Genomic DNA, 13,294 nt, shown 5'->3' with positions numbered 1-13,294 from the left:
AACTCGCTACTACTTAAAAACTGTCTACCGCATCAGCGCGGCAGAGTTAAACGGGCGACATTCTTTCTGGTAAACGCTTCTAAATCAACTGTTGTGCCATTAAAAGTAAGCGTACTCACAGCATCAGCACGACCAATAACGAAATTAACCGGTGCCGGACCACTCAATTCCAGCTTACGCCCCTTCTCCGCCAATCCGTTAAACAGTGCCTCACCTTTAGCATCTTTGATGTTTACCCAGCTCACATCTGAGAACTCAATAGTAACGCGAGCGACACCCTCAGCGTCCGGCTGCGCAGCTTGCTCTTCAACTTGCGCGACCACCTCAGGTGCATGTAGTGGTTCTGGTGCCACCGCAGGCTCCGGTGCAGTGGCCTGCTCCGCAGATTCTGGCTGCGGATCAGGAGCAGCCGGCGTTTCCAGACTCGTGACGACTTCAGTCTGCACCTCAGGAGCTATTTCAGTCGACACCTCTACGGCCGGCTCTTCGGCTACAGTTTCAATGACACTCTCAACGCTCGGCTCCTCTGCAACCGCAGTCGGCTCGGCATCCGCCTCCACAGTCGGGACTACCGGTGCCTGAGAAGCTGACGACGTCCCAGGAATCACTAAACGGTTAGGGTCAGCCTCTTGCTCTGGCTCAGAGTCGCCGAACAGGCCGCTCAGATTAAAGCCACCAAGGTTAATGTCCAGTTTGCTTACGCCGTAAGCGGCCCCGCCTAAAATCCCGACAACGACCAAAACCTTAACTACCCCGCCTAGGATGCGTGGCAGCTTGGAGGGGCGTTTGGACAACGTCATACTTGCAGGTGCCGACGCAGCCCCGGAAGGCAGGTCTCGGGCTTTGGAGCGTTTAGGCGCTGCTTCACCAATGATCGCATCGTACTGCGCTACAAAGGGTTCAGCATCGATACCGACGCGTTTACAGTAGGAGCGGATGTAACCGCGCGCAAAAACGGGCTGCCCCATTCCTGCTAGGTCTCCAGACTCAAGTGCAACAACTACTCGCGATGTCAGACGCAGCTCACGCTGAATCGCTTCGGCACTGAGGCCAAGTGCCTCACGCGCCTGAATTAACTGATCGCTGGCAAAACCTCCGCCAACTTCAAAACCCAAGTCCTGATCGCTCACCGGCTGGACTCCTCGTATTTCTTATATTCTTCTGATTCTGGGTATAAATTTTTCAACAGCAGTGCGTAAGTCGCAGACCTGCTGGCATTCCCCTGTATGCGTGCCAACCTTACACCAACCCAGAGGCTCTTAGCAAAATGGTCGACCAGACCACGATCTACTAGATCTCTGAATTCAGCAAACCACTTTGCAGCTGCATCTGCGTTGCCTCGCTCAAGATGGAGATCAGCAAGCTCGATCATTGCCAGAGGACGATCCGGAGAGAGCGTCAGGGCGCGCTCAAGCACAAACACAGCGGCATCATCACGTCCAATCAGACGATAGCAGCGCCCGAGGTTCTCAAAGGCCTGTGCTCGCTGAGCATAAAAGGGATCTTCAGTGGCACGCGAAAGCTCGGTACAAGCCTCCTCGTAACGCTGTTGAGCATAGAGAAATGCACCATAGTTGTTGTGAATCATCGCCGAACCAGGATCATTCTTCACCGCATCACGAAAATAGTTCTCGGCCAGCGCGTTTTCAGCCTCTGCCTGGAATACTAACGCAAGTCCATTGAGCGCCGGCGCATGATTCGGATTTATATCGAGCGCCTGCTTCAGGGATGACTTAGCACTCACTGTGTCACCCGCTTGCAGGTACTTGATACCGAGATCGGTGTAGGACTCAACAGAAGCTTGCGTGGCTTTGGCGTTCATTGAGCTCGAAGAGAAGCTAGAACAACCTGCAAGTAGAGTCGTGAGGAGTAGAGCCAGAGCCAGCTGACGTTGAGTATTCACTCGATTTCCTTGTGATAAACGTTATAGATTTAGTTCTAACACAGGACGGTCAATCTGTCATGCTGGCAGAAGAAAATTCCAGCGAAAATTCAGACTCTTAGCAGCTACAAGCCGCTGTTATTTAGCCTCTCGCAGCTCGATATATTTCTGGCTTCGACGGGTCCGGTCGGCGACCTGACCAACCAACTGACCACAGGCTGCATCAACATCATCACCACGAGTACGGCGCACTGTTGTCAGTATCTTGCCTTTGAGCATCTCAGCCTTGAATCGAGAGATAGCGTTTTCACTTGGACGCTCGTAGCCTGAGTTCGGGAACGGATTGAATGGAATCAAATTGAGCTTACATGGCATTTTACGCAGCAACTTAACGAGCTCACGTGCGTGCTCAGGCTGGTCATTCACACCTGCAATTAGCGTGTACTCGACAGTAGGCACGCGCTTATCGCCAAGCTTAGCGAAGTAACGGTTAACCGAATCGACAAGTACCTCAATCGGATACTTTTTATTGATCGGCACCAAGACATCGCGTAACTCATTATTGGCAGCATGCAGCGAGACGGCCAACGAAACATCAGTTACATCACCGAGTTTCTCCAGTGCAGGCACAACACCCGAGGTACTCAAAGTGACGCGGCGTTTGGAGAGTCCGTAAGCGTTGTCATCCATCATCATCTGTACGGCATCGACAACGTTGTCGAAGTTCATCAGCGGCTCACCCATGCCCATAAGGACGACGTTGCTGACGCGACGCTCGCCACTTGGATCAAAGCCGCCAGAACAACGTATAGCCACGCGCAACTGCGCAATGATTTCTGCAGTACTTAGGTTTCGGTTGAAGCCCTGTTTACCTGTAGAGCAGAAACTGCAGTCGAGAGAACAACCCACCTGAGAAGAGACGCAGAGTGTGCGGCGATCCCCTTCTGGGATCAGCACCATCTCAATAGCTGAACCACCATCCATCTGAATAACCCACTTACGCGTGCCATCTTTGGAGGTTTTATCGATCAGAATCTCAGGCTCACGAATCTCCGCCACCTCTGCCAGCTTAGCGCGCAGCGTCTTGCTGATATTGGTCATCTCATCGAAGGAGCTAGCGCCCTGCTGGTGCATCCACTTCAATACCTGAACAGCACGAAATTTCTTCTCACCAAGGGTTTCAAAAAATTCTTCGAGTTTTGCGGGGGATAAACCGAGGAGGTTTACTTTAGATTCGGACATGGTGCGGGGTGTCTCTTGAGGGTTGGCACAGGTGTTTCCACCTGTGCCCGGATCTTCAACTTATGCGCCGAAGAAGTACGCGATTTCGCGCTCAGCAGATGCTGCAGAGTCAGAACCGTGTACGGCGTTAGCGTCGATAGACTCAGCGAAGTCACGACGGATCGTGCCTTCAGCAGCTTCCTGTGGGTTAGTAGCACCCATCAGTTCGCGGTTCAGAGCGATTGCGTTCTCACCTTCCAGAACCTGTACAACAACAGGACCTGAAGTCATGAAAGCTACCAGATCGCCAAAGAATGGGCGCTCTTTGTGCTCAGCGTAGAAGCCTTCAGCGTCAGCCTGTGACAGCTGCTTCATCTGCATAGCAGCGATTTTCAGACCAGCTTTTTCGAAGCGAGCAACGATTTCGCCGATTGCGTTCTTGGCAACTGCATCTGGCTTGATGATAGAGAGAGTACGTTCGATAGCCATTGACCTAACCTTTAAATTAGTTGGATGAAAATTTTGGTGCGCGAATTATACGCCAAAGGTCGACCCGAGGGTAGCATTTCGGCGAGCGACCTTAATCACGCAATGGAGCGGTTAGTGCCCCTCAGAAACCTGGTTAATAGTGTACTTGGGAATCTCTACAACTAGGTCCTCATCACCAACAACTGCCTGACAACTCAAGCGCGACTCTGGCTCCAGACCCCAAGCCTTGTCAAGCATGTCATCTTCGAGCTCATCAGACTCTTCCATGCTATCGAAGCCTTCACGCACAACTACGTGACAGGTAGTGCAGGCGCAAGACTTTTCACACGCGTGTTCAATATGAATACCGTTACGCAGCGCCGCGTCGCAGATAGTCACCCCGGGCTCAGCTTCGATGACCTGGCCTTCAGGGCAAAGCTCTTCGTGGGGTAGAAAAATAATCTGCGGCATTAGCCCTTCTCCTTTTCGGAACGGTTATTAGAAACGGGGTCGAAGATATCGACGCTCTGCCCCTGCAGAGCCGTCTGAATCGAGCGATCCATACGACGCGACGCAAAGAAATCACTCACCTGGGCCAGATGCTCCACACCAGCCTCAATGGCACCAGCACTCGAGCCCTGTGCGAGCTTCTCGAGCACATCAATCTCAGTATTAAGATCCTTCAACTCCTGCTCTGACAGCAGCTCGCCATCTTCGGCGATCGCGTTACGCAGTGCGCTAACTAAACGATCAGCCTCAACTTGCTGCTCACGCAGACTGCGCGCTTCGCGATCGTCCGCAGCATTAGAGTAGGACTCCTGTAGCATACGGGTAATTTCAGAGTCTGAAAGTCCGTACGATGGTTTCACCTGAATAGCAGACTCAATACCCGTCGAGAGCTCTTTGGCTGCCACATTCAAAAGGCCATCAGCATCTACCTGGAAGGTGACCCGAATATGAGCCGCGCCAGCTGCCATCGGTGGAATACCGCGCAGCTCAAAGCGCGCTAACGAACGGCAGTGATCAACCAACTCTCGCTCACCCTGCAGCACATGCACCAGCATCGCCGTCTGACCGTCCTGATAGGTCGTGAACTCTTGCGCACGCGCAACTGGGATTGAGGTGTTGCGATGAATCACCTTCTCCACCAGTCCACCCATAGTCTCTAGACCGAGCGAGAGCGGCAGCACATCAAGCAGCAATAATTCGGAGTCAGGCTTATTGCCGGCCAGAATATCCGCTTGGATCGCCGCACCAATTGCGACAACGCGATCGGGGTCAATATCGATGTGTGGATCGCGCTTGAAGAATTCACCGACTGAGCTCTGCACCAGAGGCACGCGGGTCGAACCACCGACCATAACTACGTCCTGAATCTCATCGAGCGCCACACCGGCATCTTTGAGCGCACGCTTACAGGCACGGATAGTTTTAGAAACAAGCGGCTTACACAGAGCATCAAATTGATCACGGCTTACCTGTACCCCTGTGCCAGAGCACGGTAGAGCAACCTCTACCTCAGAGCTGCTCGTAAGCTGCTCCTTGGTGTGACGCGCAATTCTCAGCAGTTCGCGACTGGAGCTCGCATCAAAGACCTGATCGCCTGCCTGATCCATCAACCAGTGAGCCAGCGCATGGTCAAAATCGTCGCCGCCCAGCGCCGAGTCACCACCGGTGGCCAACACCTCAAACACACCCTGCGTCAGACGCAGAATTGAGATATCGAATGTACCACCACCCAAATCATAAACAGCGACTACGCCTTTATCCTGCTGATCAAGGCCGTAGGCTACCGCGGCCGCGGTTGGCTCATTGAGCAGTCGAAGAACATTAATTCCGGCTATCTGAGCGGCATCTTTCGTCGCCTGGCGCTGCGCATCGTCGAAATAAGCAGGAACGGTTATAACAGCCCCCTCGAGATCACCACCCAAGCTCGCCTCTGCGCGCGCAACCAAACTTTTGAGAATATCTGCTGAGATCTGAACTGGGCTCAAATCGCCCACTGCAGTACGCAGGTAGGGCATCGCCGTGTCAGATTCTACAAACTCATACGGAAGCTGCTCGCCAAGCTGCAGCGCATCATCTGCAGAGCGCCCCATGAGGCGCTTGATTGACTGGATGGTATTATAAGGGTCCTGAGTCGCCCGCAGAGCTGCTTCAGCGCCCACTAGCGGCTGCTGGCCCTGCGTGTAGTGGACAACAGATGGCAAAATATGGGCACCACTCTCATCCGCCAAGGTCTCAGCAACACCATTGCGTACACTGGCAACCAGCGAGTTGGTAGTACCCAAGTCGATACCGACAGCGAGCTTACGCTGATGCGGGTCCAGGCTTAATCCGGGCTCTGCAATCTGCAACAGCGCCATAGTAATCAGTACTCCTCGTCCAGACGATCTTCAGCCGCCTCAATCTCGTGCAATAACTTGTTTACGAATTGCAGCTTTCTAATCGCGACCTCTGCGGTTTCGAGGTCGTCTGCAGCAAGCGCCGCATTAAACTGCGAATACTCTTGGGTTTCAAGCGCACGGGCCTGTTGTTCCAAATCCTCAAGCTCAGCAAACGGGTCATCAGCTTCGCCCACTTCAAACAGCGCCTCGCGGAGCTCCATCTGCTGCATCAAAAAGGCACCCGGCAACTGCTGACGAGTCTCCTCACCGGTCTCAACACCGCGCAGCTTAAGCAGGTATTGCGCGCGTTTAAGCGGCTGTTTAAGCGTCTCAAAGGCTTCATTAAGATGAGTAGTCGCCTGCACAGCTAGTCGCTGCTCGCGCTCACCTTTGTGAGCATGGCGATCTGGATGGTATTCACGCTGTAGTTCGCGGTAGCGCTCACTAAGCTGCTGCGTATTTAGATCAAACCCTGGGGCGAGCTCAAACAGTTCGAAGAAGTTCTTAGAAATATCCATACACTCTCGTGAGCTTACCCTTTCTTTTGCGCAGCGGAAGGAGAAAAATCAGACGTTAAAGCTCTCACCACAGCCGCATTCGCTGCGCACGTTCGGGTTGTTGAACTTAAACCCTTCGTTGAGGCCCTCTTTGACAAAGTCGAGCTCAGTGCCTTCCAGGTAGACTAGGCTTTTCGGATCAATTACAACCTTCACACCCTCGAACTCAAACACTTCGTCTTCGGTGTTTAGGTCATCAACATACTCCAGAACGTAAGCCATACCGGAACAACCTGAGGTACGAACGCCCAGACGTATGCCGACGCCCTTGCCACGTTTCTCTAAATATCTCGCCACATGATTTGCTGCGGCGGAGGTCATAGACACACCCATAACGTTTCCTAAACTAGGGCCGGGCACCAAAGCCCGGCTGCTCATTACTTCTGCTTGTTACGGTAATCGTCGATCGCCGCTTTGATCGCATCTTCAGCCAACACTGAACAGTGGATCTTGACCGGCGGTAGCGCTAGCTCTTCAGCAATCTGCGCATTTTTGAGATCAGCAGCCTGATCAAGCGTCATACCTTTGACCCACTCAGTCACTAGCGAGCTAGACGCGATCGCAGAGCCGCAACCATAGGTTTTAAACTTCGCATCTTCGATAACGCCGTCATCGCTGACTTTGATCTGCAGACGCATAACGTCACCACAGGCTGGCGCACCCACCATGCCAGTACCTACGTGAGAGTCACCCGCATCCATCTTGCCGACGTTGCGTGGATTCTCGTAATGGTCGATAACTTTTTCGCTGTAAGCCATGTTGAACTCCTAAAACTCTTATCCGGTGATGTTAGTGGTGAACCCACTCTACTTTGCTGAGGTCAACGCCATCTTTGAACATATCCCAAAGTGGAGACAGTTCACGCAGTTTGTCGACTGCGGTGCGGACCTGAGCGGCTGCATAATCAACCTCTTCCTCAGTCGTGAAACGACCGAAAGAGAAACGAATCGATGAGTGTGCCATCTCGTCATTCAAACCGAGCGCACGCAACACATACGACGGTTCCAAGCTTGCTGAAGTACAAGCAGAGCCTGAAGAGACCGCAAGATCTTTGAGTGACATCAGCAGCGACTCGCCCTCTACAAAAGCGAAACTGACGTTGAGATTGCCGGGGTAGCGCTCATCAAACGAACCGTTGACGTAAACCTCTTCCATATCCTGAATCTGTGTCCAGAAGCGATCACGCAGCGAAATAAGACGCTGTTTCTCAGACTCCATCTCCTCTTTGGCGATGCGGAAAGCTTCACCCATACCCACGATCTGGTGCGTTGCCAAAGTACCTGAGCGCATACCACGCTCGTGGCCGCCACCGTGGATCTGTGCCTCAATGCGTACACGTGGCTTACGACGCACGTAGAGCGCGCCTACCCCCTTAGGACCGTAAATCTTGTGAGCGCATAGCGAGAGCAGATCGACTTTCATCTCTTGCATATCGAGAGGGATCTTACCGGCACTCTGAGCCGCATCCACATGGAAAAGAACGCCATGTTTACGGGTCAGCTCCCCTATTGCGGCTATATCAGTGATAGTGCCAATCTCGTTGTTGATGTGCATTAGAGAGACAAGAATCGTGTCTTCACGCAGCGCATCAGCAACCATCTGCGGCGAGATCAGGCCGTCTGAGCCGGGCGTAAGGTAGGTAACCTCATAGCCTTCGCGTTCCAACTGTCGAGTCGCATCGAGAACTGCTTTGTGCTCAATTTTAGAGGTTATGATGTGCTTACCTTTCTTGTGGTAGAAGTGCGCCACACCTTTAATTGCGAGGTTGTCTGACTCGGTCGCACCTGAAGTCCAGACAATCTCACGTGGGTCCGCACCAATCAGGTCAGCAACATTGCGACGCGCGGTCTCAACGGCTTCTTCTGCCTTCCAGCCAAACAAGTGAGAGCGGCTTGCTGGGTTACCGAAGTTACCATCGGGTGTGAGGCAAGCCATCATCTTTTCAGCAACACGTGGATCGACTGGGGTTGAAGCCGAGTAATCCATATATATTGGCAGTTTCATCTATCTCTCCAAAGTTTTAACAACCGAGTCGCTTAACCGTTGCGACTCGCGAGAATCAGTTCTTCAGTAACGCGGCCCTCCTGACGTTGGGCCACCATCTGCACATCATTACGCACAACGAGATCAGCTAGACTAATCCCGCTCAAAAAACCATGAATCTGTCCGCTCAAATCCATCCACAGATGGTGAGTCAGACATATTTCGCCCGACTGACAGTTGCCCTTTTGCTGGCAACCTGTAGCGTCGACCGATTCATTTACCGCATCTACAACCTGCGCCACGTTGATCTGCGCGCTATCGCGCTTCAATTCGTACCCACCGCCCGGGCCGCGCACACTCTGAACCAAACCCTGCTTACGCAACTTGGCGAACAGCTGCTCTAGATACGAGAGCGAGATACCCTGCCGGTCGGATATGTCGGCCAAACTAATCGGCCCTTTGCCCTGATGCAGCGCTAGGTCCAACATTGCTGTGACGGCATACCGCCCCTTGGTGGTAAGACGCATGGCTTTACCTCATCTCCTTTATGGATCTGGAGTCATTATCCTTTCTCCTACAAAATTGGTCAACTATTTACCTGAGTAATTTAGTAGGAATTGGGGCAGCCGTTTAAAATACGATCCTAACGTTTACCGTAGAGCCCCACTTTCTTGAGGATTCCACGTAAGACGTTGACCTCAACCTTATCCGGCACTGCACGCAGAATTAGGCGTCTGAGCCTCGGCATCAACTGACGCGGATTGTCCGGATCGAGAAACTCTATATCAATTAGCGTGCGCTCAAGATGTTCAAACATTCGCTCTAGCTCTGCATTATCGGCAAGCTCGATATCCCACTGAGTACCCCACTGAGGTGCATCAGCAATTTGAGCCTCAACTAGCGCCATACGCATCTCGTAGCTAATAACCTGCACCGCAGCGGCAACGTTGAGCGAACTAAAGTCTGGGTTAGTCGGTATGTGCACATGCTTGTGACACAGATGCAGCTCCTCATTTGTGAGGCCACTCGCTTCGCGCCCAAACAACACCGCTATACGGCCCGCTGCACCTGCCTCACTTTGCAACATCTGGGCACTAATTGCGCCGAGCTCACGGGGATTTACCAGCGGCCAGGGGATATGGCGTTCGCGCGCGCTCGTCCCGACAACCAGTTGACAATCCGCTAAGGCCTCATCAATCGAACCAACGACACGAGCCGACGCGAGGATATCATCCGCGCCTGAAGCACGAGCCTGCGCCTCCTCATGAGGAAAGAACTTAGGCTCTACCAAACATAGGTCAGACAGCCCCATATTTTTCATGGCACGCGCAGTTGCTCCAATATTGCCGGGATGGGTTGTATTCACCAAAACAATACGAATTCTATCGAGCATCTGTGCCTCCCAATTTAGGTGGCGCGAGTCTACCAGAAGCCCAGCAGTGGCGCACTTAATTGGCTGGAGTTCGTCCACCCGTCTGGGTTATACTTTGGCCTCGCTCTTTTAAAACTGATGGATACCCGACTGATGCAACCGATGGTCAATATCGCGCTGCGCGCTGCGCGCCAAGCAAGCGAACAAATCGAACGAGCTCTTGAACGCCTCGACCTGATCAAATCTGAACAGGGCAGCGTTGCCAAGTTCCTGAACGACACCTGTAATAGCGTTGAGAAAAACATCGCTCAGGTGATTCAGAAAGCCTACCCGCACCACAGCGTGACGGGGGAATACTCAGGCTTGTACGAGCCCGCATCCACCGAGGGTCCAACACCCTGCCACTGGCAGATCCACACGCTAGACTCTGTAACCAACTTCTCTAATGCACTACCCTCGTTCGCACTCTGTCTTGTCGGCCGCGTAAAAGACAAAGTCGAGCATGCGCTTATCCTCAATCCAATTACCGGCGAGGAGTTTACTGCTAGCCGCGGTCAGGGCGCGCAGCTAAACGGCCGTCGCTTGCGGGTAGGTGCAATGAAAACGCTTGATGGTGCACTGATTGGCACCGGTCACCTCGGCCGCCCAAGTGACAAGAAACACCTAGAGATGCAGCTCGATATCACTCGTGCAATCGTTGAAGCGGGTGCTTCGACCTTCAGTACTGGTTCTGTAGCTCTCAACCTCGCCTACACTGCGGCTGGACGTTTGGATGCAATGCTGCAACCCGAGGTTCACGCTGAAGAGCTCGAAGCAGGCCTACTAATTCTGCAGGAGGCTGGGGGCTTAGCCGCCGACTTCAACGGCGGCGCTAGCTACCGCAGCAATGGCCAACTGGTTGCTGGTAATCCAAAGATCTTCAAAACCTTGCTAACGACTGTCAACGGTATTAGCAAGCAGCGTTAAATCGAACGGGCGCTCGTTCTTTACGAGCGCCTTTTCAATCTGTACTCGAGCCTCTATCGAATATTTATCTTAACGCGCTGGGTATCACCGGTGCTTCCTGGCACCGAGAGTGAATAGCTACCCGGTTTAATCGCAACAAAACCAATCTCCATCTCGCCGGCATCATCAAATTCAACGCTGTCCAACCCCAAAGGGCGTACCTCTAGGCCGTTGATGACCACTTCATCAACCCAGATTGCTCGAAAGAACCCAGCCCCCGACAGCCCAAGTTCAGCCGAACCATCGGCCCGGATCTCAAGCTCGTAATATTTGCCCGACTCTAGATTGATCTCGCTGACTGCGGCTAGAGGCTCACCTGCAGCAAGGATCAACTCGGGCATCTCAGCTTTATTCTTACCTGAGAGCAGACCCGCAAACCCAAGCTCATGTGCGCTTGCGATTGACGAACCCAGCGAACAGCCAAGCACGAAGGGAAAAAGCAGTTTGCGATACATAGTGGTCTCCATGACATTCTTCACTCTCTACTGCGAAACTTACGCGAGAGTGTTATGACACTCGACTACCCTTTCGTACCAATCTATGCCCTGGAACTAGTACTAAAGTGCAAAAAATTCACGCAAGCCGATGATCTTACGGCCGTCAGCAGGAGTAACAAGGGTACGAATTGAGGAAACAGGCATGGGCAGTATTGAAACTTTGGTTGGTTCGTTGCTGGTCTGGATAGCATCAAACAGCGCCTACGATACATCAAAGATAAACGAGCCAGACGTGAAATTGGTTAGCGCCGAAGAGATCACCGCAGAGTACTACTCTGACGCGCCAGAATACGCCCCGGACGACGGTATTGACCCACGGATCAAAGCCCTATACACCCCGCTGGACGGAGAGAACGGTACCATTTATCTGCTTTACACCGGCGACCCCGACGAACTCTATGATGATATTGCCACTCAAGAGATCCTGCTACACGAGCTGGTGCACCACGTGCAGTGGCAGACCGGTGTAGCCGACCACTGGCGATGTCAGAACGAGGGTGAGCTCGAAGCCTACGCTCTTGGGGCAGAGTTCCTGCGACAGGAGTCCTTTCGAGATCACTTTCTGAGCAGGCGCGCTTGGGCGCAGCTATACTCTTCATGCTGACCCTGCAGACTCAACTTAAGACTTTGGAACTAGTTCTATCGTCTTTACCTCACTCCTGTTGCGGGATATTCTCTGACTATCCTATAAAGATAAGAACAGACCATGACAGGAATTATCCGCGCCGTTTCACACAGAACTGACGCGAAAGAGGCCATTGCTGAGCTTGCTCAGTTTTTCAAAGGGCAAGCTATCCGCCACGTACTCTTTTTCTGCTCTGCACAGTACGAGCTAGCCGCGCTTGAACAGGCCATAAACCGAAATTTCAACGGTCTCAATGTATCGGGCTGTACCACCGCTGGCGAGATCTCACCAGATGGCTACTGCCAAGGCTCAATTACCGCAATCGGATTCCCAGAGGATGACTTCGGTATTAGCGTCGGTTGCGTTAACGAACTTGCGAGCTTTACTCCCTCAGATGCACGCGATCTCATTGACGTACTCAAGTATGATTGCGAGCAGCAGCGAAACGTTCCTATTTCACAAGGCTGCTTTGCCATTACGCTGATCGATGGACTGTCAATTCAGGAAGAGCAGTTCCTTGTGCAACTCAATGCCGCGCTTGGGTCTTGCCCAAATTTTGGCGGCTCAGCTGGCGACGACATTAACCTCGCTAGCACTCATGTATTCCATCAGGGCCGTTTCTACCAAGACGCAGCCATTGTATTACTCTTCTCTACACCCTATGAGTTCGAGGTATTCACGACGCATCATTGTGTGCCGACAGATGAAAAGCTGGTCGTCACTGATGCTGATGTTGCATCACGCACAGTTACGGAGCTCGATGCCGACTCACCCGCTCAGATCTATTCCCAAGCTGTCGGTATTGACCTGGAATCGACCTGCCCTGCGCAGTTCGCGCTGCACCCACTCGCTGTTAAACTCGGTGATGACTACTTTATCCGCTCGATACAGAGTGTCGAGCAAGAGAACGCCCTGAAATTTTTCTGTGCAGTTGAGGCCGGCATTGTGCTCAACGTGATGCAACGTACAGACCTGATCAGTAATATTGAGTCTCAGTACCGCAAACTTGAGGAGCGTCTTGGAGAGCCACAGCTGATTATCGGATTCGACTGCTTCCTGCGCCGGCTGGAGGCCGAAGCACTGAATATAGATGAGCAGATTTCCAATTTGATGGTCAAGCTTGGAATCATCGGCATGAACACCTACGGCGAACAACATCAGGGCATGCACATAAACCAAACGTTAACGGGCGTAGCAATTGGCAAACGCAAGCGAGCACCAGAACTGGCTTGAAGTTCGAGTTAAAGAGCTCGAAGCGCAAAACGCCAAACTAACCAAGATCAACAAGGTACTGATG

Annotated in this window: 16 protein-coding genes; 3 read left to right on the top strand and 13 right to left on the bottom strand. The window is 52.6% G+C overall.

The window, feature by feature from the left end; translation table 11 throughout:
* Positions 1-32 precede the first annotated feature (32 nt).
* From AC1WNR_RS04955 to AC1WNR_RS04900, 12 genes are all read right to left on the bottom strand, one after another.
* Positions 33-1,130: a RodZ domain-containing protein gene (locus AC1WNR_RS04955; protein WP_481643422.1), complete on the bottom strand. Its 1,098-nt coding sequence runs from the start codon at positions 1,128-1,130 to the stop codon at positions 33-35.
* Positions 1,127-1,903, bottom strand: coding sequence for a type IV pilus biogenesis/stability protein PilW (gene pilW, locus AC1WNR_RS04950; RefSeq protein WP_481643421.1), 777 nt, complete (start codon positions 1,901-1,903; stop codon positions 1,127-1,129). Before pilW ends, AC1WNR_RS04955 begins: the two co-directional genes overlap by 4 nt.
* 117 nt (positions 1,904-2,020) lie before the next feature.
* Positions 2,021-3,124, bottom strand: coding sequence for a dual-specificity RNA methyltransferase RlmN (rlmN, locus tag AC1WNR_RS04945; protein ID WP_481643420.1), 1,104 nt, complete (start codon positions 3,122-3,124; stop codon positions 2,021-2,023).
* A 60-nt stretch (positions 3,125-3,184) separates the two neighbouring features.
* Positions 3,185-3,592 carry a nucleoside-diphosphate kinase gene (gene ndk, locus AC1WNR_RS04940; RefSeq protein WP_481643419.1) on the bottom strand — a complete coding sequence of 136 codons (408 nt, stop codon included), beginning with the start codon at positions 3,590-3,592 and terminating at the stop codon, positions 3,185-3,187.
* 111 nt (positions 3,593-3,703) lie between these two features.
* Positions 3,704-4,042, bottom strand: a complete 339-nt coding sequence (gene fdx / locus AC1WNR_RS04935; protein WP_481643418.1) for an ISC system 2Fe-2S type ferredoxin — start codon at positions 4,040-4,042, stop codon at positions 3,704-3,706.
* Positions 4,042-5,937 carry a Fe-S protein assembly chaperone HscA gene (gene hscA, locus AC1WNR_RS04930; protein WP_481643417.1) on the bottom strand — a complete coding sequence of 632 codons (1,896 nt, stop codon included), beginning with the start codon at positions 5,935-5,937 and terminating at the stop codon, positions 4,042-4,044. The genes fdx and hscA overlap by 1 nt, the downstream gene beginning before the upstream one ends.
* 5 nt (positions 5,938-5,942) lie before the next feature.
* The gene (gene hscB, locus AC1WNR_RS04925) at positions 5,943-6,476 is read right to left on the bottom strand and encodes a Fe-S protein assembly co-chaperone HscB (protein ID WP_481643416.1); all 534 of its coding nucleotides are present in this window, start codon (positions 6,474-6,476) and stop codon (positions 5,943-5,945) included.
* 48 nt (positions 6,477-6,524) lie between these two features.
* Positions 6,525-6,848, bottom strand: a complete 324-nt coding sequence (gene iscA / locus AC1WNR_RS04920) for an iron-sulfur cluster assembly protein IscA (protein WP_481643415.1) — start codon at positions 6,846-6,848, stop codon at positions 6,525-6,527.
* Positions 6,849-6,892: 44 nt separating this feature from the next.
* On the bottom strand, positions 6,893-7,273 hold the full coding sequence (gene iscU / locus AC1WNR_RS04915; protein ID WP_481643414.1) for a Fe-S cluster assembly scaffold IscU: 381 nt from the start codon (positions 7,271-7,273) through the stop codon (positions 6,893-6,895).
* A 31-nt stretch (positions 7,274-7,304) separates the two neighbouring features.
* Positions 7,305-8,519: an IscS subfamily cysteine desulfurase gene (locus tag AC1WNR_RS04910; protein ID WP_481643413.1), complete on the bottom strand. Its 1,215-nt coding sequence runs from the start codon at positions 8,517-8,519 to the stop codon at positions 7,305-7,307.
* A 32-nt stretch (positions 8,520-8,551) separates the two neighbouring features.
* Positions 8,552-9,025 (bottom strand): Fe-S cluster assembly transcriptional regulator IscR, encoded by a 474-nt coding sequence (gene iscR, locus AC1WNR_RS04905; RefSeq protein ID WP_481643412.1) that lies wholly within the window; start codon positions 9,023-9,025, stop codon positions 8,552-8,554.
* Positions 9,026-9,141: 116 nt separating this feature from the next.
* A complete protein-coding gene (locus AC1WNR_RS04900; protein ID WP_481643411.1) occupies positions 9,142-9,891 on the bottom strand; it encodes an RNA methyltransferase in 750 nt (249 codons plus the stop codon).
* Positions 9,892-10,023: 132 nt separating this feature from the next.
* Between AC1WNR_RS04900 and AC1WNR_RS04895 the strand changes: the two genes are divergently transcribed.
* Positions 10,024-10,836: an inositol monophosphatase family protein gene (locus AC1WNR_RS04895; RefSeq protein ID WP_481643410.1), complete on the top strand. Its 813-nt coding sequence runs from the start codon at positions 10,024-10,026 to the stop codon at positions 10,834-10,836.
* 53 nt (positions 10,837-10,889) lie between these two features.
* Here AC1WNR_RS04895 and AC1WNR_RS04890 read toward each other — a convergent pair whose 3' ends face one another.
* Positions 10,890-11,330, bottom strand: coding sequence for a cupredoxin domain-containing protein (locus tag AC1WNR_RS04890; RefSeq protein WP_481643409.1), 441 nt, complete (start codon positions 11,328-11,330; stop codon positions 10,890-10,892).
* A 184-nt stretch (positions 11,331-11,514) separates the two neighbouring features.
* Here AC1WNR_RS04890 and AC1WNR_RS04885 point away from each other — a divergent pair, with 184 nt between their 5' ends.
* Together AC1WNR_RS04885 and nosP are read left to right on the top strand one after the other, a co-directional pair.
* Positions 11,515-11,976, top strand: coding sequence for a DUF6647 family protein (locus tag AC1WNR_RS04885; RefSeq protein WP_481643408.1), 462 nt, complete (start codon positions 11,515-11,517; stop codon positions 11,974-11,976).
* 102 nt (positions 11,977-12,078) lie between these two features.
* The gene (gene nosP / locus AC1WNR_RS04880) at positions 12,079-13,230 is read left to right on the top strand and encodes a nitric oxide-sensing protein NosP (RefSeq protein ID WP_481643407.1); all 1,152 of its coding nucleotides are present in this window, start codon (positions 12,079-12,081) and stop codon (positions 13,228-13,230) included.
* Positions 13,231-13,294: the final 64 nt, after the last annotated feature.

This window comes from Marinobacterium marisflavi, assembly GCF_982447095.1.
Note: the sequence above shows the minus strand (reverse complement) of the source record. Positions and strands in the feature narration are given on the sequence as shown.

Bases quoted from the DNA above. Each gene is read 5' to 3' on its own strand.
- rlmN (WP_481643420.1), bottom strand. From the start codon at position 3,124: ATGTCCGAATCTAAAGTAAACCTCCTCGGTTTATCCCCCGCAAAACTC.
- ndk (WP_481643419.1), bottom strand. From the start codon at position 3,592: ATGGCTATCGAACGTACTCTCTCTATCATCAAGCCAGATGCAGTTGCC.
- fdx (WP_481643418.1), bottom strand. From the start codon at position 4,042: ATGCCGCAGATTATTTTTCTACCCCACGAAGAGCTTTGCCCTGAAGGC.
- hscA (WP_481643417.1), bottom strand. From the start codon at position 5,937: ATGGCGCTGTTGCAGATTGCAGAGCCCGGATTAAGCCTGGACCCGCAT.
- hscB (WP_481643416.1), bottom strand. From the start codon at position 6,476: ATGGATATTTCTAAGAACTTCTTCGAACTGTTTGAGCTCGCCCCAGGG.
- iscA (WP_481643415.1), bottom strand. From the start codon at position 6,848: ATGGGTGTGTCTATGACCTCCGCCGCAGCAAATCATGTGGCGAGATAT.
- iscU (WP_481643414.1), bottom strand. From the start codon at position 7,273: ATGGCTTACAGCGAAAAAGTTATCGACCATTACGAGAATCCACGCAAC.
- AC1WNR_RS04910 (WP_481643413.1), bottom strand. From the start codon at position 8,519: ATGAAACTGCCAATATATATGGATTACTCGGCTTCAACCCCAGTCGAT.
- iscR (WP_481643412.1), bottom strand. From the start codon at position 9,025: ATGCGTCTTACCACCAAGGGGCGGTATGCCGTCACAGCAATGTTGGAC.
- AC1WNR_RS04900 (WP_481643411.1), bottom strand. From the start codon at position 9,891: ATGCTCGATAGAATTCGTATTGTTTTGGTGAATACAACCCATCCCGGC.
- AC1WNR_RS04895 (WP_481643410.1), top strand. From the start codon at position 10,024: ATGCAACCGATGGTCAATATCGCGCTGCGCGCTGCGCGCCAAGCAAGC.
- AC1WNR_RS04890 (WP_481643409.1), bottom strand. From the start codon at position 11,330: ATGTATCGCAAACTGCTTTTTCCCTTCGTGCTTGGCTGTTCGCTGGGT.
- AC1WNR_RS04885 (WP_481643408.1), top strand. From the start codon at position 11,515: ATGGGCAGTATTGAAACTTTGGTTGGTTCGTTGCTGGTCTGGATAGCA.
- nosP (WP_481643407.1), top strand. From the start codon at position 12,079: ATGACAGGAATTATCCGCGCCGTTTCACACAGAACTGACGCGAAAGAG.